At 41.2% G+C, this 18,907-nt stretch carries 21 protein-coding genes and 1 pseudogene; 8 read left to right on the top strand and 14 right to left on the bottom strand.

Annotated features, from left to right (window positions below):
- Positions 1-138 precede the first annotated feature (138 nt).
- Complete coding sequence (locus tag HWQ40_RS22150; protein WP_292781870.1) at positions 139-912, top strand: armadillo-type fold-containing protein; 774 nt, start codon at positions 139-141, stop codon at positions 910-912.
- Between the two features lie 74 nt (positions 913-986).
- On the opposite strand, the gene ftsE is transcribed toward HWQ40_RS22150, so the two are convergent.
- Positions 987-1,730: a cell division ATP-binding protein FtsE gene (gene ftsE, locus HWQ40_RS22155; RefSeq protein WP_292781872.1), complete on the bottom strand. Its 744-nt coding sequence runs from the start codon at positions 1,728-1,730 to the stop codon at positions 987-989.
- A gap of 209 nt (positions 1,731-1,939) precedes the next feature.
- The gene (locus tag HWQ40_RS22160) at positions 1,940-2,695 is read right to left on the bottom strand and encodes a WecB/TagA/CpsF family glycosyltransferase (RefSeq protein WP_292781874.1); all 756 of its coding nucleotides are present in this window, start codon (positions 2,693-2,695) and stop codon (positions 1,940-1,942) included.
- 423 nt (positions 2,696-3,118) lie between these two features.
- Between HWQ40_RS22160 and HWQ40_RS22165 the strand changes: the two genes are divergently transcribed.
- From HWQ40_RS22165 to HWQ40_RS22175, 3 genes are all read left to right on the top strand, one after another.
- Positions 3,119-3,838, top strand: a complete 720-nt coding sequence (locus HWQ40_RS22165; RefSeq protein ID WP_292781876.1) for a response regulator transcription factor — start codon at positions 3,119-3,121, stop codon at positions 3,836-3,838.
- A gap of 163 nt (positions 3,839-4,001) precedes the next feature.
- Positions 4,002-5,675, top strand: a complete 1,674-nt coding sequence (locus HWQ40_RS22170) for a SpoIIE family protein phosphatase (protein ID WP_292781878.1) — start codon at positions 4,002-4,004, stop codon at positions 5,673-5,675.
- 3 nt (positions 5,676-5,678) lie between these two features.
- A complete protein-coding gene (locus tag HWQ40_RS22175) occupies positions 5,679-6,104 on the top strand; it encodes an anti-sigma regulatory factor (protein WP_094351551.1) in 426 nt (141 codons plus the stop codon).
- 242 nt (positions 6,105-6,346) lie between these two features.
- Here HWQ40_RS22175 and HWQ40_RS22180 read toward each other — a convergent pair whose 3' ends face one another.
- Positions 6,347-6,778, bottom strand: coding sequence for a ketosteroid isomerase family protein (locus tag HWQ40_RS22180; protein WP_292781880.1), 432 nt, complete (start codon positions 6,776-6,778; stop codon positions 6,347-6,349).
- A 238-nt stretch (positions 6,779-7,016) separates the two neighbouring features.
- On the opposite strand from HWQ40_RS22180, the gene queG reads away from it, so the two are divergent.
- The gene (gene queG, locus HWQ40_RS22185; protein ID WP_292781882.1) at positions 7,017-7,991 is read left to right on the top strand and encodes a tRNA epoxyqueuosine(34) reductase QueG; all 975 of its coding nucleotides are present in this window, start codon (positions 7,017-7,019) and stop codon (positions 7,989-7,991) included.
- Positions 7,966-8,601, top strand: coding sequence for an HAD-IA family hydrolase (locus HWQ40_RS22190; protein WP_292781884.1), 636 nt, complete (start codon positions 7,966-7,968; stop codon positions 8,599-8,601). The genes queG and HWQ40_RS22190 overlap by 26 nt, the downstream gene beginning before the upstream one ends.
- A gap of 151 nt (positions 8,602-8,752) precedes the next feature.
- Here HWQ40_RS22190 and HWQ40_RS22195 read toward each other — a convergent pair whose 3' ends face one another.
- Positions 8,753-9,130, bottom strand: a complete 378-nt coding sequence (locus HWQ40_RS22195) for a hypothetical protein (protein ID WP_292781886.1) — start codon at positions 9,128-9,130, stop codon at positions 8,753-8,755.
- Positions 9,131-9,346: 216 nt separating this feature from the next.
- Between HWQ40_RS22195 and HWQ40_RS22200 the strand changes: the two genes are divergently transcribed.
- Positions 9,347-9,877 carry an orange carotenoid protein N-terminal domain-containing protein gene (locus HWQ40_RS22200; protein ID WP_292781888.1) on the top strand — a complete coding sequence of 177 codons (531 nt, stop codon included), beginning with the start codon at positions 9,347-9,349 and terminating at the stop codon, positions 9,875-9,877.
- A gap of 65 nt (positions 9,878-9,942) precedes the next feature.
- Here the strand turns inward: HWQ40_RS22200 and HWQ40_RS22205 are convergent, their stop codons facing one another.
- The 7 genes and pseudogenes from HWQ40_RS22205 to HWQ40_RS22230 form a co-directional block, all read right to left on the bottom strand.
- On the bottom strand, positions 9,943-10,707 hold the full coding sequence (locus tag HWQ40_RS22205; protein WP_292781890.1) for an ABC transporter ATP-binding protein: 765 nt from the start codon (positions 10,705-10,707) through the stop codon (positions 9,943-9,945).
- Positions 10,708-10,833: 126 nt separating this feature from the next.
- Positions 10,834-11,103: a hypothetical protein gene (locus HWQ40_RS35715; RefSeq protein ID WP_366934023.1), complete on the bottom strand. Its 270-nt coding sequence runs from the start codon at positions 11,101-11,103 to the stop codon at positions 10,834-10,836.
- 52 nt (positions 11,104-11,155) lie between these two features.
- Positions 11,156-11,281 (bottom strand): annotated as a pseudogene (locus HWQ40_RS35720) (HNH endonuclease); the annotation flags it as partial.
- Positions 11,271-11,531: a hypothetical protein gene (locus HWQ40_RS22215; RefSeq protein ID WP_194043991.1), complete on the bottom strand. Its 261-nt coding sequence runs from the start codon at positions 11,529-11,531 to the stop codon at positions 11,271-11,273. The gene HWQ40_RS22215 and the pseudogene HWQ40_RS35720, both read right to left, overlap by 11 nt.
- Before the next feature lie 68 nt (positions 11,532-11,599).
- Entirely contained in the window at positions 11,600-12,622 is a 1,023-nt protein-coding gene (locus HWQ40_RS22220) for an alcohol dehydrogenase catalytic domain-containing protein (RefSeq protein WP_292782034.1), read from the bottom strand.
- 105 nt (positions 12,623-12,727) lie between these two features.
- Positions 12,728-12,913 (bottom strand): hypothetical protein, encoded by a 186-nt coding sequence (locus HWQ40_RS22225; protein WP_104909358.1) that lies wholly within the window; start codon positions 12,911-12,913, stop codon positions 12,728-12,730.
- 55 nt (positions 12,914-12,968) lie between these two features.
- A complete protein-coding gene (locus HWQ40_RS22230) occupies positions 12,969-14,039 on the bottom strand; it encodes a glycosyltransferase family 4 protein (RefSeq protein WP_292781893.1) in 1,071 nt (356 codons plus the stop codon).
- Positions 14,040-14,498: 459 nt separating this feature from the next.
- Between HWQ40_RS22230 and xth the strand changes: the two genes are divergently transcribed.
- A complete protein-coding gene (gene xth / locus HWQ40_RS22235; protein WP_292781895.1) occupies positions 14,499-15,281 on the top strand; it encodes an exodeoxyribonuclease III in 783 nt (260 codons plus the stop codon).
- A gap of 90 nt (positions 15,282-15,371) precedes the next feature.
- Here xth and HWQ40_RS22240 read toward each other — a convergent pair whose 3' ends face one another.
- The 3 genes from HWQ40_RS22240 to HWQ40_RS22250 all read right to left on the bottom strand — a co-directional run bounded on the left by HWQ40_RS22240 (position 15,372) and on the right by HWQ40_RS22250 (position 18,880).
- A complete protein-coding gene (locus HWQ40_RS22240; protein WP_292781897.1) occupies positions 15,372-16,460 on the bottom strand; it encodes a T3SS effector HopA1 family protein in 1,089 nt (362 codons plus the stop codon).
- Positions 16,461-16,570: 110 nt separating this feature from the next.
- Positions 16,571-17,812, bottom strand: coding sequence for a phosphotransferase (locus HWQ40_RS22245; protein WP_292781899.1), 1,242 nt, complete (start codon positions 17,810-17,812; stop codon positions 16,571-16,573).
- Positions 17,813-18,559: 747 nt separating this feature from the next.
- The gene (locus tag HWQ40_RS22250; protein WP_292781900.1) at positions 18,560-18,880 is read right to left on the bottom strand and encodes a TMEM14 family protein; all 321 of its coding nucleotides are present in this window, start codon (positions 18,878-18,880) and stop codon (positions 18,560-18,562) included.
- Between the last annotated feature and the right edge of the window lie 27 nt (positions 18,881-18,907).

Consider the following 18,907-nt stretch of genomic DNA (forward strand, 5'->3'; position numbering starts at 1 on the left):
TATCTTATTTGCGCTGTGCTGTATTAGTCTACTATCCATTTATAAAACCGGGCATTTTGTGATTTAAGCCTTCATCCTTTCTTCATCCATAGTAAAACTTATACAATAGGTAATTTCTTAATCAAGTAGGTAAACACTGTGGCACAGGCTTCGTCTTCTTGGCAGCAATTGATCAACCAAATCCCCAACTGGAACTGGTCGCTTCCAAAATTCAAGACAAAGGGAGCCATAAAGCAGCAAACATTTAAACGTTTCTCTGGCCCTGGGGGCTTTCTTGGGTTCCTGACAATTATCATTGCCATGTTGTTGTGGAACTGGAAACTGCTACTGGCTCTCTTAATCGGCATTGGAGTAATGGTATTGGTTTACTCAATGCAGGCGTGGGACTGGCAATTGCGCTGGTCAAAAATACGTAAGTTCTTAAATAGTTCAAATCGTCGGTTAGCTTTAGCAGTCATCAGTGGTGGTATTGCTACTGTCAGCACTTACATGGCAGCTGCAATATGGGTTGACTCTCACAGTCACTGGATTGCTGCTGGTGCCATTGTGCAAGGTGTGGGAACCCTGTTAACTTTAATTTTATTGGTATGGCAAATTGTCAACTTCTATGAAAATCGAGAAGAAGACCACCTTGATCGGTTGTTGATGAATTTAACAGAAAAAGATTCATTGAAGCGGTTGATTGCTCTAGGTCAACTAACTAAATTGATCAGCCGTAAGCGAGTTGATTCTTCAGTGCAGCAAGATATTGTCCAATGCTTGCAACTCCTACTCAGTCGAGAGGAAGAAGTTGTAGTGCGAGAGGCAGCTTTTAAGAGTTTACAAGCCTGCGATCGCCTACAAGTGCTACCCCCCAAAACAGCAACAATTTTCACACCGATATCACCAAAAGTCAAACACCACGTTTATTAGTCATTTGTCATTTGTCCTTGGTTAAATGATGAGTCCTAATTAATGCCCAATGCCCAATCCCCTATGCCCAACACTTATTTTCGAGACAGCCTTCCATTACGAACTTGCACTACCGGATGATTGCACCGTCGTACCAATTGTTCATCGTGGGTGGTAACAATTACTGTAGCTCCAAAGGAATTTAACTTCTGGAGAATCTGGATCACTTGCCAGGAATTATCTGGATCGAGATTTCCAGTCGGCTCATCCGCTAACAGTAGAGGTGGTGTACCAACGATCGCACGGGCAATACTCACCCGTTGCTGCTCTCCTCCAGACAGTTGATCTGGAAAGCAGTCAGCTTTACTCAGCAAACCTACCAGCTTTAAGGTTGGTTCTAAACGTCGTTGAATTTCTTTACGGGTATACCCTTGAGCTTGCAGCACAAAAGTGACATTTTCTGCTACTGTTCGTTGGGTAATCAGTTTGTAGTCTTGAAACACAATACCAATCCGTCGCCGCAATAATGACAAGCGATCGCCCCGCAAATCAGCTACATTACATTCATCAACAATTACTTCTCCCTGTGTAGGCAACTCCTGGCCATACAGCAGTTTCAAGAGCGTTGATTTTCCAGAACCACTTGGCCCGGTTATAAACAGAAATTCTCCCTTTTTTACCTCAAGGTTTGCATTCAATAAGGCGTGAGTGCCGTTAGCATAAGTCTTGGTTACAGATTGCAATTGTACCTTTGTAGTATTGCTACCGTGCTGTTGAGTTTCACTGTCCTCTCCATGAAAGGATTTGTCTTTCTTAACTTGAGTTGTTAATACTGGCATTGTTAAATTTTCCTCATACCCACAACCAAACAGTTTGACTGCTTAAATGTGACATTCTCCCCAAAATAAGGATTCCCAGGTTTTGCCTGGGAATTTAAAATTCAACAAAGAAAATTTAAAATTTTTTTAAGACTTTAATACTAACTAAGTAAGAACACTCAGCACTCAGCACTCAGAATTCAGAATTCAGCACTCACAACTCAGCACTCTTAACTAATTGCACCCCTTGCTGTCAAACGATAAACAAACGCTTTCACCGCAAACGCTGGCAAAGCCAACATCCGCCGCCAGCGCCAAGGTTCTTGATAAAGGCGATACAACCATTCCAAATTATTATTTCCTAACCAAGCGGGAGCACGAGTTTTAGTTCCCGACCAAATATCAAAACTGCCACCAACGCCAATCCAAATTGCTTGAGGACACAAATGGCGGTTTTCGGCAATCCATAACTCTTGACGCGGCACCCCTAAACCGACAAAAATCACTTGTGGCTGCAATTGAGCCAGAGTTTCTCGCAATTGTGCTTCTTCTTCTGGAGAATGGTAGCCTGAGTGAGTGCCGACTATATTCAAATCTGGAATTTGCTGCTGCCAAAAATCTGCCGCATTTGCCGCCACTCCAGGCGCTCCTCCATAGAAAAATATTTTTGTTCCTGTGTTTTGTTGCCCAAGTGCTTGCAAAAGTTTTTCTGCTAATTCAATCCCTGGAAAACGCTGCACTTTTTGCCATAACAGCCACCGTAAATACAGAACAACCCCGGCTCCATCTGGAATCACGAGTTCAGCATTTTTAATCACCTGAGCTAATAATTGATTTCGCTCTGCCTGCATAGTCATTTCTGCATTGAGCGTTACGACATGAGTTCCTCTGCCTGTGTGCAGGCATTCTAACAACCAGCCTGGATAGTCAGCCATCACATGAACTGGTATTCCCAACACTGAAAATGCTTGATTGCCGTTAGACATAGCCTATTCTTAAGTAATACTCACACCAGATTTTGCATGAATGTTAAGTTTATCAAATTTTTTTATATTAGAACTTAGGCAAAAGAGATTCCCCTTTGCCCTGCAACGAGAGAAAGCATAATTAAACTAAATAGACATAAGAGTGAACAAGAATGTATCTACGCAGCACTGCTACGTATATATAAGGGTTTTAGATAACACATAATTAATTTCACTCCTCTGTCTATTAATCTTGGGCGCTTGTACTTGGGCTGAACCAGTCCAGCTTTTATTGTTAAAGTGTAATATTCACTCAGTATAAAACGCTCAACTCGCAACTCTGGTTCCGGGAATAGAAGCCCCCACTATACTGCTTGCAGTTAGTGTGGGAGTATGTCACGAAACTCGACTTTATGGTTATAGTGTAACGGGCTGAAGTTGGCTATGAGTAAAATTCGTATCGCTCTGATTGAAGATCATGACCTAACTCGTGTGGGTATTCGCACAGCACTACAGCAAAAGGATGAAATTGAAGTTGTAGGTGAAGCTGCTAATGCTGTTGAGGGTCTAAAAATGTTAAAAATGCTACAACCAGATATTGCCATTGTGGATATTGGTTTACCAGATAAAGATGGCATTGAGTTAACACGGGAGGTAAAATCTACTACTAATGGGCAGCAGCTAGTTACAAAAGTATTAATTTTGACGCTGCGGGATAACAAAGAAGCGGTGTTGGCAGCTTTTGCCGCTGGTGCAGACTCTTACTGTATGAAAGATATCAAATTTGATAATTTGCTGGAAGCAGTACGAGTAACTTACAATGGCAACGCCTGGATCGATCCAGCGATCGCTCGGATTGTATTACAACAAGCGCAACAAAATCCTCAAAAGTTGGAATCGGTTTTGGTCGATTCCAAGACTATTGCTCCTAACCCTGATTCTTTTGAGAATCTGGAAGGAATTCAACCTTACACCCTGACAGAAAGGGAATTGGAAGTGTTACAGTTGATTGTCGAAGGTTGTAGTAATGCAGTAATTGCGGAAAGACTTTACATCACAGTTGGCACTGTTAAAACTCACGTTCGCAATATTTTGAATAAGCTATGTGCCGATGACCGTACCCAAGCAGCAGTCCGCGCCTTGCGTTCTGGGTTAGTTGGATAAATTTAATTTTGGTGTGGATCAATTGAGGAGAATCAAGGGAAACTCACAACTTTGAAAATATAACTTTTCAAAGTGAATGGCTTCTCTAATTTTCTCTTATTTATTAGGTGGGATAAACATCATATTATCTCGCCATTCAAATATATAAAAACAAAAGTCAAATATGGCTGAGATTGGTACGGACAAACTTAAGCTCATGGTGGTAGATGATGAGCCAGATAACCTAGATTTACTCTACCGCACTTTTAGGCGAGATTTTCAAGTATATAAAGCCAATCATGCCTTTGGTGCTCTGGAAATCTTGGATCAATATGGCGAAATGGCGGTAATTATTTCTGACCAAAGAATGCCAGAAATGAATGGGACTGAATTTTTTAGTCGCACCGTAGAGCGCTTTCCAGACACGATTCGGATTTTGTTAACTGGTTTTACTGATGTCGAAGATTTGGTAGATGCGATTAACTCCGGTCAGGTATTCAAGTACATTACCAAACCCTGGAATCCAGAACGGCTGAGAGGGTTAGTTGAGCAAGCCACTGATACATATCGCCTAGTTAAGAAGCGCACCCAAGAGTTGCGTCGGGCCCTAAGGCGAGAATCTTTGTTTAATGCGGTAACAACAGCAATTCGGGAATCTTTGGACTACGATAGTATGCTGCAAAAAATTGTCGCAACTATTGGAGAAACATTTGAAGCTACCAGCTGCTTGCTCAAACCAGTAGAGGGCGATCGCCTTACACAAGACGAGTTTTTCTACCGCGATCCGAAATCTGATGTATTAGATTGCTTCTTCGACTCCAGTGTTTTAATCGAAAAGGTGCTGGAAACCCGTCATTATCAACTTGCTCAAGATATATATAACGGTAATCCTAGTCACCACCTAGTTGTGCCACTTAGCTACCATCAGCATCTGTTGGCTGTGCTGACCCTTCACCAATGGGGACGCGATCGCCCTTGGGAAGACGAAGACATCCAACTAATTGCAGGTGTTGCTGAACAAGCAGCCTTAGCCCTCTCCCAAGCAAAACTCTACCAACGCCTCCAAGAAAAGCAACAGCAGATTCACACTGAGTTAGAGGTGGCTCGCCAAATTCAATACAACCTACTACGCCAAAGTTTACCTGACATTAAAGGTGTGAAGGTACAAGCTTGCTGCTATCCGGCGCGAGAAGTAGGAGGCGATTTTTTTGAAGTTTTTGTCCATCCCAAAGGTGACTTGTGGTTGGCAGTGGGTGACGTTTCTGGCAAGGGCGTCCCAGCAGCTTTATTTATGGCTAGTATTATTTCAGTTTTGCGCCGAGAATTATCTCAAGAGACACCAGCAGAGCCGAATGTGGTCATGCAGAACCTCAACCACGCTCTCAGTGAAGATTTAATTAGCAACAATTATTTTGTCACTCTTGTGTTAGCTTGTTATACCCCTAGCACTAAGGAACTGGTCTACACTAATGCCGGTCATATCTATCCGCTTTTATGGTCACGTTGCTCGGCTTTAGCCGAAAATCCCAATTACCTGAAAGTTCGCAGCGTTCCTTTGGGGATTTTGCCTAAATGGCAGGCACAGTCTGGTCGCTTGGTTCTCGCTGCTGGAGACACATTGTTACTAGCCAGCGATGGCATTACAGAAGCAATGGTATCAAATAATCATGATTCAACAGTAAAAACTGAGGCTGGGGTTGAGCCAGTAAACCGTTCGATGCTGAATCAAGATGGTCTTTGGCAACTCTTACAACAAGAGCAACAACCACTTTCTCTTAACCATTTACTAGCTCGCATCCAGGCAGATAATCACGTTCAAGAAGACGATCAAACTATACTTTCACTGGAGATTTTGTAAGTCATGAAAAGTGAGCTTCATGTACCAAGCGACTTGAATTTTCTGAATATTGTTGAAAATTGGTTGTTAGGATGTTTGAAAATTCAGTTAGGGGAATCTGTGGATTGGTCGCGGCAATCAAGTCGTTTGAGACTGGCTTTAGTGGAAGCCTACTCTAATGCAGTCCGTCATGCCCACAAGGATCAACCAAATTTACCAATCTTACTACGTTTAGAAGTGAAAGACCGGGATTTTGCCTTAGAAATTTGGGACTACGGCGAAGGCTTTGACATGTCTAACTACTACGCTCCAAACCCGATGGAAAAGCAAGAAGGTGGTTATGGTTGGCTGATTATGAATCGTCTCATGGATAAAGTAGATTACAAGTTGCAGGTTAATGGTGCCAACTGTCTGAAGTTAGAAGCTACTTTACCCGAATTAGTCCAATAGACAAAAGTTATACCAATTCAAAATTCAAAATTCAAAATTCAAAATTAAGAAAGCCAGACATAACAAAGGTTTGGGAGTGTGTATCTGTCGCATTCTTTTTTCAAATTGGTATTACTATTTTTCAAGTCATGCTATTTATGAGGAAGAATTCAGAACTCAGAAGTCAGAATAAAGCCATGAATCTTGTGTGACTGTGTGAGAAATATTGGTTTAAAACTTTGCCCTTTATAGTTATTTGCTACTTACTTTTCACGACGTAAATTAAGTAACTCTTTGGGGGAAGCTAAAAGTTTGATTCTAGTATAAAAAATTTGCCGTTGTTGGTTGAGGATAAATAGCCACAAGACATTGACACTACACCACGAAGTTTGTGCTTTGCCTGTTACCTGGACTTGGATATCACCATTTTCTAAAGTCTCGGCTATTCCTGTGTTTGGGTAAGCTTTAATGTTTTGACCTTCTTGTTTTAAGTAGGCTGCGATCGCATCTACCCCCACAATATCAGATTCAAATGGCGGACGCATTACACCATCGATCGCAAATAAGGCAGCAGTTGCCTCAAATTCTCCTGCATTTAAGGTTTCAAAATAACGCAGTACGCTTGGTTCTGTAATTCCCTCAATCTGGAATTCTTCTTTAAACTGGGCTGGCGATATAAATTCAGCAGAGGTCATAAAATTACCTGTATTATGCTATCTGAATATTAATTTCAATACAAAAATAAATAAAATAAAAGCTGCTGTTGAGATAGATTGCTACATATTAATAAATCTTCCTAACGATGGAAGTCTTGAACTGCTACGCAGTTTAAGAAAGGCTATATGTCGGGTAATTAACAAATCTTAATTAAAGGTATTGGCTACTTAATGTATAATCAAGACGCCTTTATTTGGGCAAAATCCAGATAAAAAAATGAATCAGTATTCTGTAACGAGCAGCAGTCTGGTGAAAGAAAAAGCCAGCGAGTTGGGCTTTCACAAAGTTGGAATTACTGCTGTAGATCGGGTAAATGCCACAGAAGCGCAGAGGTTGCAAGCATGGATTGAACTAGGTTATCACGCTGATATGAAATGGATGGCTAATCCAAAGCGTCAGGATATCCGCTTAGTGATGCCAGAGGTGCGATCGCTAGTGTGTGTAGCGCTGAATTACTATACACCACATCAACGTCCTGAAAGTGAGGAATACGCCAAAATTTCCCGTTATGGTTGGGGAAAGGATTATCACAAAGTGATGCATAGAAAACTCAAGCAGCTATCTATATGGCTAAAATCACTTGATGCAGGCGTATTAGCTCTTTATTATGCAGATACTGGCCCGGTGCAAGATAAAGTGTTGGCTCAACAAGCTGGAATTGGTTGGATTGCCAAGAATGGTAATGTGATTACACGGGAATATGGCTCTTGGGTATTTTTGGGAGAAGTGTTGACCAATTTAGAATTAGAGAGCGATCGCCCACACACAGAACACTGCGGTAGCTGTACTCGTTGTCTTCAAGCTTGTCCCACAGGTGCAATTACTCAGCCTTTTGTTGTCGATGCTAATCGTTGCATTGCTTATCATACCATTGAAAATCGTGACAAGGAATTGCCAGAGGCGATCGCACCTCATTTACAAGGCTGGGTTGCTGGTTGCGATATTTGCCAAGATGTTTGTCCTTGGAATCAACGTTTTGCCCAAACAACTGATATTGCAGAGTTTCAGCCTTATCCTGGGAATATTGCTCCCCACCTGCTAGAATTAGCCCAAATCTCAGATCGGGAGTGGGATAAACGATTTCCAGCATCTGCCTTGCGGCGGATTAAGCCAGAAATGTTACGACGCAACGCCCTAGCTAATCTTGACGCATCCAGGCAGAAGAATGACCCAGAAAGTAATTATTTTTGATTTTGATGGCACAATTGCTGATACAGTAGATGCCCTTGTAAGTATTGCTAATCGTTTAGCTATAGAATTTGGTTATAGACAAATAAGCCCAGAACAATTAGCCTTCCTCAAAAACTTAACATCTAGGGAAATCATTAAGTACTCAGGAGTTTCTCTATTTAAGATACCTTTTCTAGTTAAAAAAGTTAAAGGGGAATTAAAAAACAAAATACCAGAATTAAAGCCAATTCCAGGCATTAAAGAAGCATTAACAGAACTCCAAAATCAAGGATATAAACTGGGTATTATCACTTCTAATTCTAAAGAAAATGTTACACGATTCCTCACAATCAATGATTTAAATCACCTATTTGATTTTATCTACTCAGGAATTACAATTTTTGGCAAAACAACTATCATTAATAATGTCTTGAGGCAAAAGCAACTCAAACCTCAAGAGGTTATTTATGTTGGAGATGAAACTAGAGATATAGAAGCATCAAAAAAAGCAAATATCCAAGTGATTGCAGTGACTTGGGGCTTTAACTCACCGGAAGTACTAGCCAAGCAAAATCCAGATTATTTAATTCAGCAACCTAGCGAACTACTAGAAGTGATGAACAGTCGTTAGTTAATAAATAATCAAAAGTCGATTGTGATAATTTGAACAATTGACAATCGATCAAAACAGTAGAGTGGGCAATGTCTACCAATGGCGATAACTTCAATTTTCATATTTGTGACATTGCCCATCTGACAAAATAGCAAGAAATCAGGAAAACTTAATTTTGCCGTTCACCCTTTTCTAAAGCTTGTTTTACTAAATCATCACTGACATTAGTTGCACCCCCAGTCTGAGAATTCCCAACTTCTTTTGCTGACTCTATAAAATCATCAGGATTGCCAGTTGACTGTGTTTGAGTTTTTGTCTCTTGTGGCTTAGAGGTTTTCTGGTTAGGTGCAGTAGCTGCTTCAGCTGCTGTTGCACCTTTACCTGTGCGATCGACTTCACTAACGCTGAATTTTTGTGCAGCTGCATAATCAGAATCAAAATCCACCGTTGGCGCTTTTTCTTCACCACTAGCTATGCTTTCGGCAGCTAATTGTGCATCCTGGGTGGAAGATTCATTTAAATTGGGCTTTACTTCTTCATCAGGCATAATTAAAACCTTAGGTAAATTTTTTATTGCTAGGGTGATTATAGCGAAGTAATGTGCTGATTTCTTGCTTCCTGGGGGAGACTTTTACCTCTATTAAAAGGTAGATTAAAGCTGCGATTTCCAATTAATTTAACTATTTCTATCGGTAGTAGAATCTGATCCTCAAACTCTGGTACCACTTAGTTTGGCCTGTTACATTTCCTTGGAAATAAATTTATGACTGCAAGTTACGATAAAACTATTTCTCAAGCCCAGAGCAATGAAACTCAAAAATTGGTGGATGCATTTAACGCCTTAGATACCGATGCTAAATTAGCCTGGTTCTATTTTGTTTATGAAAAAATGGGTGATTCGATCACGCCAGCTGCTCCTGCTGCGGCAGAACCAGAGTTAGCACCACTTTTGCTAGGAGATTATTTCAAATTGTCCGATGAGCAGCAACTAGATATTATGCGGGATATTGTTAACCGCAAAGACACAGAATATTCTCGTGCTTATGGGGCGATAAAAGAAAACAACCAGCTGCTAGTTTGGTATGCTTGGGCGGTAGCTATGGGAGATACGGTGGTTGGGATACCAGCTAGCTACCAGCCAAGTAAGGCAGTTAAGGATCTGCTTTCCCAAATTGAAGCACTAGATTTTGAAGAGCAAATGTCAGTGTTTAGGACAATAGCTGGTGAAGTGGGTTACACCGATGTTAAACCGATCGCAACGCAAGCAGAAACTGGGAAAACATCAAGTTTGTAATCAGCCTTGGCGATTAGAAGTCGCTACTACACAAATAAAAGTCCGCCTGTGCGGACTTTTATAACCTACGAGACAGCTAACTGACTCAAGTCGGCTGGAGTGAGGTTGGAGTGTACTACTTGACCATCACGGAACCAAACGATGCGCTGGGTTTGACGGGCAACTTCTGGTTCATGAGTTACCATGACAACTGTAATTCCACTGGCATTAAGTTCGCCAAAAATATCTAAGACTTCTTGGGTTGTGCGCGAATCGAGTGCGCCTGTGGGTTCATCGGCGAGGAGTACCACGGGACGATTGACGATCGCACGAGCGATCGCTACTCTTTGTTGTTGTCCACCAGATAGTTGAGTTGGTTTGTTGTTGAGGCGATTTGCTAAACCTACTCGTGTCAGTGCAACTGTTGCGCGATCACTTCTTTCTTTCGGACTCACACTTGCATAGACCATTGGTAGCATCACATTTTCTAATGCTGTGAGTTGGGGTAATAAATGGAATTGTTGGAAGACAAAGCCCAGCTTTTTATTACGGATATGTGCCAAGGATTTATCATCCATTTGCGCCACATCAATATTATCTAAGTAATAATGTCCGCCTGTGGGTCGGTCTAGACAGCCGATAATATTCATAGCTGTGGATTTACCTGAACCAGACGGCCCCATAATTGAACAATATTCGCCCTCGTGGATAGTCAAATTCACATCGTTAAGTGCTTTGACTTCAGTTTCGCCACTGCCATATATTTTAAAGATATTCTCCAAACGAATAATCGTTGATTTAGGGACGGGATTAGGAACTAGAGAATCGGTAATTGAAATAGTGTTTGCCATAAGGATTTAGTTATTAGTTGGTAGAGATGACTCAAATTGTGGTTTTGCGCCATACCTTTTTATAGGAGATTGTTATCTTATTCTTGTTGCACGTGTTGGCAACTATAGACATCGTTAGTTCAAGCATCAAAGATGAGGATCGTCTACAGGTGGGTGCCACCCTCCTTGTATCCATAACTGCCTTGATTCTTGGATAAATCCTTGGTTGTGAAATTCATCATTGATATCTAGTCGATGACAAGTTGCTCGACCTGTAACACTTTTACCAATGATCTTTAGTCCATTGCCTGTCCAGATGAAGTGATCTACCCACCGTTGCTGACGAGGATTGAATAAGGCGACTTGTTGCTGAAGTTTGAGCATCAACGCCAGTTGTGAAGTTGTAACGACGCTCATTATACCGACGACAAGCTAGAGCTAAGTTGTCATTTTTATCTGAGCCACCTAATGATTGTGGAAGAAGATGATCGATTGTGAAGCGATCTGAACTGGAGCGTTCTGGAGAGTGGCAATATTCACACAGATATTTAGCTCTTTCGCGCACAAACTGCCGAATACCATCTTTAACACCCACGACTGGCAATCAGTTTAGCGTTAACAAAAGTTAAAATGCGTTCCAGTTCAGCAATTCCAGCATATTCGGCTTCTTCTTCAGGAGTCAGCAATCCAGATTTTCGTTTCTCAAGCAATTCTTCTAGACGAGTATGTAACTCATCTGTAAACTTAGCAAGGTTAACATTATCAACTTTCTCAATGGTGATGCCAGAACGGAGCCATGATGAGGGTTCAATCATCAATACTGGGGTAATGACTTGAGGAGTCATAGTGCTTTAGCCTAAGTCTGTGGTGCTATAGTCATTGTAGTGTGCCCTGTGAATTGGCTGCCAAAATACTAAGGAATCATTGCTACCTTAATTACTTTACGCGCCTTCATCTCAGAAAACACCTGTTCTAAATCTTTTAATGGTCGCTGTTCACTAATAAGTAACTCAAAGGGAATTTTACGACTAGCTATGAGTGCAAGGGCCGATCGCACATGCTCTGGTGTATTATGAAACACGCCTTTGATGGTAAGTTCGTTATAGTGTAGCTGTTCTGTACTGACGGTAATGCTGGTATCCCGTGGACATCCACCGAATAAGTTGACTGTTGCACCAGGACGGGCGCAAGCGATCGCAGTTTCCCAAACACTTGGGACACCAGTGGCTTCAATTACTACATCTGCACCCCATCCTTGGGTAAGTTCTTTCACTACACTGGGAATCTCTGGAATTTGATGATAATTAAAGGTCTGGGTTGCACCCAATTTCTGACCAATTTCTAGTCTCTGGTTATTACCTCCCCACAGCAAAACTTCAGCTTTCTCACTCAACGCCGCCACAAACATCAACCCGATCGCCCCATCTCCCAAAACGACTACTTTATCTTTAGACTTAATATTAGAACGGGCTATACCATGCAACACACAAGCTAAAGGTTCCGTCATCGCTGCCAATTCCCACGGCAACTCATCAGGAATCTGCAACATATTATGCTCTACTATCGGTGCGGGAATTTTCAGGTATTCGGCAAAAGTCCCATTATTCCAGGTCAAATTTGGGCATAAGGAATATTCTTGACGTTGACAATAAAAGCATTTCATGCATGGAGCAGAATTATTAGCGACGATGCGATCGCCTACTTGCCAATTTGTCACCCCTGTACCCAAGGCAACAATTCGCCCAGCAGCTTCGTGACCAAACAGCGTTGGCGGTATCAGCATCCTGGCATGACCACCACGCCGCCAGACTTTCAAATCTGTACCACAAGTTGTTGCTGCCCCTACTTGGATTACAACCTCGCCAGCGGCCGGAGTGGGGTCAGAAACTTCCTCTAGGCGTAAATCTTCTTGACCATAAAGTAACGCTGCTAACAAAACTTTAAACCTATCAATTAGCTTCATCTGATTTTACCAGTTGGGCTTATTGATAGGTTTAAAGTAAATCACTATTGATTTTAGTAGATTTTATATGTCGAAAAACTAGGTATTCACCGCTGGCTGGGGAACCACTCCGGTGTTCCGGGTTTCCACATTAGGCAGGCGAGTAGCAGTTAATAGCGGTACTTCTTGTCGGCACGACAGGCAAAACCAATATAGTTCACCATGACGGGCATGACGCAGGAGGGAACCACCGCAGCATGGGCAAGTGTTGGCTCTCGTACTCATACCAATGTCCTCCTTAAAAAAATTGTTGTTTTAAGCTAAGTAAAAAAGCAGTTGATTAAAATTGGATGTTAGCTGCATGAATGCGGCCATTCGATTCTATGCGGTCTTTAATAATTTGTCTGTAAACAGCTTCATATCCGTTAACCATCTGGCTAACACTAAAATTGTTTTCTACATATTTTCGACAGGTTTGACGATTGAGTTCCAAAGCTGGTGGAATCATTGCCGCCATTTCTGCGTAGCTATTGCAGATAAAACCTGTTTTACCGTGGGCAATAACTTCAGGTACAGAGCCGAAATTCATGGCAATTACTGGTGTACCAGTTGCCATTGATTCAATCATTACTAAGCCAAAAGGTTCTTGCCAGTTAATAGGGAAAAGAGTTATGGCAGCATTACCCAGAAGTTCAGTTTTTTCAGTGTGGTTAATTTCACCGAGATATTCGATTTGCTGACCATCTATGTGGGGAGCAATCTCTTGTTCAAAAAACTCCGAGTTTACTGCATCAACCTTTCCTGCCATCTTCAAGCGCCAACCACTCTGTTTAGCAATGGCGATCGCATGTTGCGGGCCTTTATCTGGCGAAAAACGGCCTAAAAATGCTAAATAGGGAGGTTCTAAGGGTTGGGCTACGAATGGATAATCTACTAGCTCAATTCCGTTATAAACCGTGCCAACATAATTAAGATCGATTTGACGCTGCGAGTTACTAATGCTGATGTATGGTTGCTTTTGGTAGTAGCTAAATGCGTGACGGTTGTCAGTTGTAAAATTATTGTGCAGGGTGTGGACTGTAGAAGTTGCTGTTATCAAACTCGCTAAAGGTAATGCCGAAATCCCTACATGAGAATGGATAATATCGAATTGGTCAGCACGCTGGTAAACTTGGCTTAGTTCTAGCATTTCGTACACTGCATACTCTTTCACATTTGGGTCTAAGCGTAATGCACGTGGATAAACTGCTTCTAAATGAGCCAAAGTTTGAGAATCGCCAGAGGCAAATAAAGTTACCTCATGACCGCGACGAACAAGTTCATCAGTCAAGCGACTCACTACCAGTTCGATTCCTCCATAATTAGGAGGTGGAACCCTTTCCCATAAGGGGGCAACTTGAGCGATTTTCATAAGTTTTTCTGGTTCAGTCTATGAAATTGTCCTCAATATAATGAGTGACATCATTATTTTATGAGTAAAGAGCATTTGTACTTACTCTTTTGACATTTAAATTAACCTAACAGGCTATCAAAAGCGCAATAACGGTTAACCGTACCGCAAATTTTCTACCAACAAATCTAACTGACTATCGGCAAAAGTCAACTCTGAGCTATACTTCTAACCCTATAGCTAATCTATTATTTGTTGCATCTGTCTTGGGAATCATAATGAGGTAGAATATTTTGTAGCAGAACTTACAAAATTGAATATTTGGTAGCTGAAAATACTAAAATATTCAATGGGATCAAGTCATTAAAGCTTCATTTAAAGGTAATTGGCAAAAAGAACATAAATTATAAATATTAAGTAATTGTACAATAATTACATAATTTGTAATTAGTAATTTAAAAAAATTCTGATAACTAACTAATGAAAATCGCTACTTGGAACGTCAACTCAATTCGCACTCGCCTTGAACAGGTTATCGATTGGTTAACCCTAAATCCCGTTGATGTTCTCTGCTTGCAAGAAACCAAAGTTGTGGATGCTGAATTTCCGCGATCGCCTTTTGAGCAGTTAGGGTATAACCTTTATATGTCAGGACAAAAATCTTATAACGGTGTAGCCCTAATTAGCCGCCAGCCACTCCTAAATGTCAGTAGCGGGTTTAGGGCAATTTTGCCAGATTTACATCACGAATGGGACGAGCAAAAGCGCGTAATTACAGGTGTAATTGATGGTGTTCGGATTGTAAACTTATATGTTCCTAATGGCGCAGCGGTAGGAACTGAGAAATACGAATACAAACTGCGCTGGTTGACAGCTCTACATGAGTATTTACGATTGCTGGTGTTGTCAGAATCTGCAATTTGTGTGTGCGGCGACTTCAACATTGCCCTAGAAGATAAAGATATTCACGAGCAAGTGAGTACAGAAAATCACATTATGGCAACAGAAACAGAGCGTCAAGCCTTACGGGATATTCTGAAACTGGGATTTGCCGATGCTTTTCGCAAATTCACCACAGAAGGCGGAAATTATAGCTGGTGGGATTATCGCTCCGCCGCCTTCCGTCGTAACTTAGGTTGGCGAATTGACCATCACTATCTGACACCTATCTTGTATGAGCGCACTACAAGTTGTATTATTGATGTCGCACCTAGAAAATTAACTCAACCTAGCGACCATGTGCCGGTAATTGTGGAATTTTGAATTGGGCATTGGGGATTGGGGAAAAACTTGCTGCAACTTCTCCTATACTCCCTTATCCCTTATCTCCATACCCCATGCCCAATTAATCAATCAATTTAACGGCTTATATATATCCTCAGAGCTGGGATTGAGATAAGGACGCTGTAAATCTATTAGGTGTCGCGCAAAGTGTTGGTCAATCGTCCTCATCCGTTCCTCCATCGCATTTTTACCTTTTTGCCAAGCCTCCAATAAAGCATTAGCGACGATTTGGCAACGGTTCATCCCAAAACTTTCTTGTGCCGCAAATTTTTGGCTTGGTTCCTCAGCTAAACCTAACCCTGGAGCTAAAAATTTGGTAAACAAAGGAATTTCGGGCTGGAAATGGGATTGATTTTCGATATAAACAGTCTGAAGGATTGTGCGGATTGCTGGATAGTCGGGGAGTTCAAAGTAAAGTAGCCCCGAATCATAGCGTCCATATGCAGAAGGGTTGTGGAGAACCTGAAAGCTAAAGGGAATCGAGGCTGCATTCAATTGCAGTGTCAAGCTTTCCATAAGAGCGATCGCACCAGATGCCGTAAAGTTAAAGTAGATTCGCCCTGCTCCTAAATCGGCGTCTGGGTTGCTTTGCCGTCCCTGTCCAACATTGCTAACTGCTAAGTAACAGCCGTTTTGCAGTCGATTTTTGGGCATCCAGATTGCTACCATGTCACCCACTTTGATAGATTTCTTACTGGATTCTAGATGGCAATCTGGCTCAACATAAAGTGTTAAACCGCCTTTAGTCACAGCCATAGTCCCATCAGGTTCTTTCTGCAACACCTGCCATCGAGGGTCAAAGTAACCTATGCCGTGATTACTGGCGTGCAGTTGCTCGTAAAAGTCCCAGTCAATCTCCAAAATAGAATTATCTGCTAAATTATGCTTTTGCGGGCGATTAGTATTATCAGTATTGACTGCCAAAGTACTTTGCAGGGAGCCATTGTAATAGATTCCATAGAGAAAATTTCGTAGTAGGAGAGTAAGATACTTCTGTTGTAAATCTACGGAATTTTGCTGAAATCTATCGGCTATTTTAGTCGGCAGAGCGAAGGGTTGATAATTGGGATGGTAAATACAAAAATTGGACTCAATCTGGATATTCTGAGCAATATCAAATAGAGAATTTAGCGATTGATTGATAGAGGAATATAGCATTAATCCATTCAAAAATCAAACTAAAAAAAAGAGAATTCAGGAGTCAGAATTTAGAATTCAGAATTGAAGTATGTGTGACTGGTTCTGTTGCGCGGTCTTATCCTTTAGTATTAACAACCACGCAGCCGAGTTTTTTCGTAATAAATCCGAAGTAACTGCTGCTCCTTTACAGGCTGAGGAAATTTATGAATCTTTGCCACAGGATTCAGAATTTCTGACTCTGATATCCCGAAAATGCTCAGTACACCTTGTTCCGGCATTACAAGTAAACTTTTAGCTACTTGCAGCATACAGAGTTCAGCATTATTAAAGTGTTTCCGGCACGTAATCATCTCCTGAATTTGATGAATTAGTGCCAGCCCCGCAAACTGGATAACCCGCGAAATAAAGTCACGGCGGTATTCTAAAATCATTGGGAAAGCATTCACATAAGCTCTAATGAGGGCAATAAGTGAAGGTTGTAAAATTTCTAACGGTGTTAACGCCAAATGTAGAGATTCTTCTAACTCAATGGTGGGGTCTACAACCAGACTCTTAAGCCAAATTTCTAAATAGCTTGCTAGTAAAGTTCCTAAATCAAAGGCTGGGTCTCCCCAAGAACAAGCTTCCCAGTCAATTAGTCGTACAAGACAATTGTCTAATTGCTCCCATCTGGAATGAACCAAAATGTTGTTCAATTTCAGGTCGTTGTGAGTTAAGCAGCAAGGATTCCAGCTATATGCCAAATCTGCGATCGCAGATGACAAACTCTCGTATTGTTGATAGAGAACATAGAATTTCAGTGCATCCGTGGGAACAGTCCCAAAAATCTCCGGCCCAATTGACCCTACCCCTTGGGCTGGATTGTAAAAGCCATAGCGAAACTCTCCTTGAGGAGCAGTTGCCATAAAATCCCTATATTCTCGGCGGTTGTAGGTGGCGCGATGCAGTCCAGCTAAAGTCGTGCCGATGGCAGAGGCAATTTCTTGTGGAAAAATCTCATTGTTGTGGTATAATGTCGCAAGCTCTAGATATTCACTCAAGTAGCTACGGACAAGAATCGAATTTTCTTCGTCAAAATGCACTACCAATGGCGCAATCGCTGAAGTATTACCTAGAACTGGAAACTGTTGTAGCAACTGGTGAAACAGCCACTCCTGAAACAATTCATGAGGCGCGCCGTCATTGTTCTTAACGTTACGTCCTTGTTTGAGGAGCAGTTGACGATTATCTGCTAAAGTCACTAGTAAATTGAAATTGTTCTGACTACTTCCTGGCAACTCAGATTTGTCTGATGGGCCATCTTCTGAGCTACACAGACCCGCGTCTTGCAGATACTGGATAACGTTATGAGAAGACAGTGATAATACCATGTATTATTTCCTACTTCATTAAATTACTTAAACTTATCGTGGCAAATTTGCTTGGTCTTAAGAGTTTTCAGTAGATAGGAACTAATGCAAGAAGAGAGATGTGAATAACAATAAAGATTTCTACAATCTACTAATATCGCATATTTGGGAGAAAAACCTGCCAAAATGGCACCAAGTCCTTTGCAATTCCTTTAAAATTTGCTCCAAGATACTTTGACATCTTTACACTTTATCAGCATAGTTACTTAGATACATCTACAGTAAGTTTTGTGGTAGAGCCTTTTTTGTGGCAAAGAAGCATCCCCAGCAAAAAACTGATTAGCAGCAGATGTTATTTGATGTTTAGTAGTTATCCTCAAAGCAGCGAAGAATTTCAGTAATCCTTCGCGGTACGAAGCACGCGATTCAACACTATTACTTTTATTTATCATCACAAAGCCAAAAAAACCGGAGTTTTTCGGCAATTAAAAATTATTTTTTGATTTAATTTTCAGAATTGATGTCTGTAAAGCTTGTTATCACGTTATTTTCGTCACCTACAAATTGTAGATGACTATGGGCGATCGCAAACAAAGCCTACATGAGCGCATCTTATGTAAGTGTACTTTTGTCAAGGTTGAAACAGGGCATTTTTCAAAGGCAAGGGTAACAAATTTCAGTAATATAAATGTACTAATATAATTCAAAGCAGGGAAAGTCATGCCATACCAAAAAAACAGGAGGGTAGTTATTACTTAGAGACTAATGCTACCTTAAAGCCACAAATTGATTCACCATCACCGCCAATGCCAGCATACCCAAAATCGTCATTAATCCCGCAGGCATAAACTTGCGTGTTTTTACCAGTCGAAATGCAAAGAAAACTACTAAAACAGTAGTAACTAACACTGCTAAAATCGCACCCCAAGTTTGTCCTTGAAGTTGAAAGTAAGCGGCAAGTATTAGTAATAAACCGCTAATGCTACCACTTAGGAGTGAAACTCTACTTGTAGCTTGAATGTAGCCAATAACGCCACCAACAATCGCTAAGATGCCGTAGGCAAAAGCAGCAACTATACTTAAATTCATTGTTAAAACCTATGTAGACTTTGACTT

Origin of the sequence: Nostoc sp. NMS9 (genome assembly GCF_017114995.1) — a bacterium.
In the GTDB taxonomy this organism is placed as follows: domain Bacteria; phylum Cyanobacteriota; class Cyanobacteriia; order Cyanobacteriales; family Nostocaceae; genus Nostoc.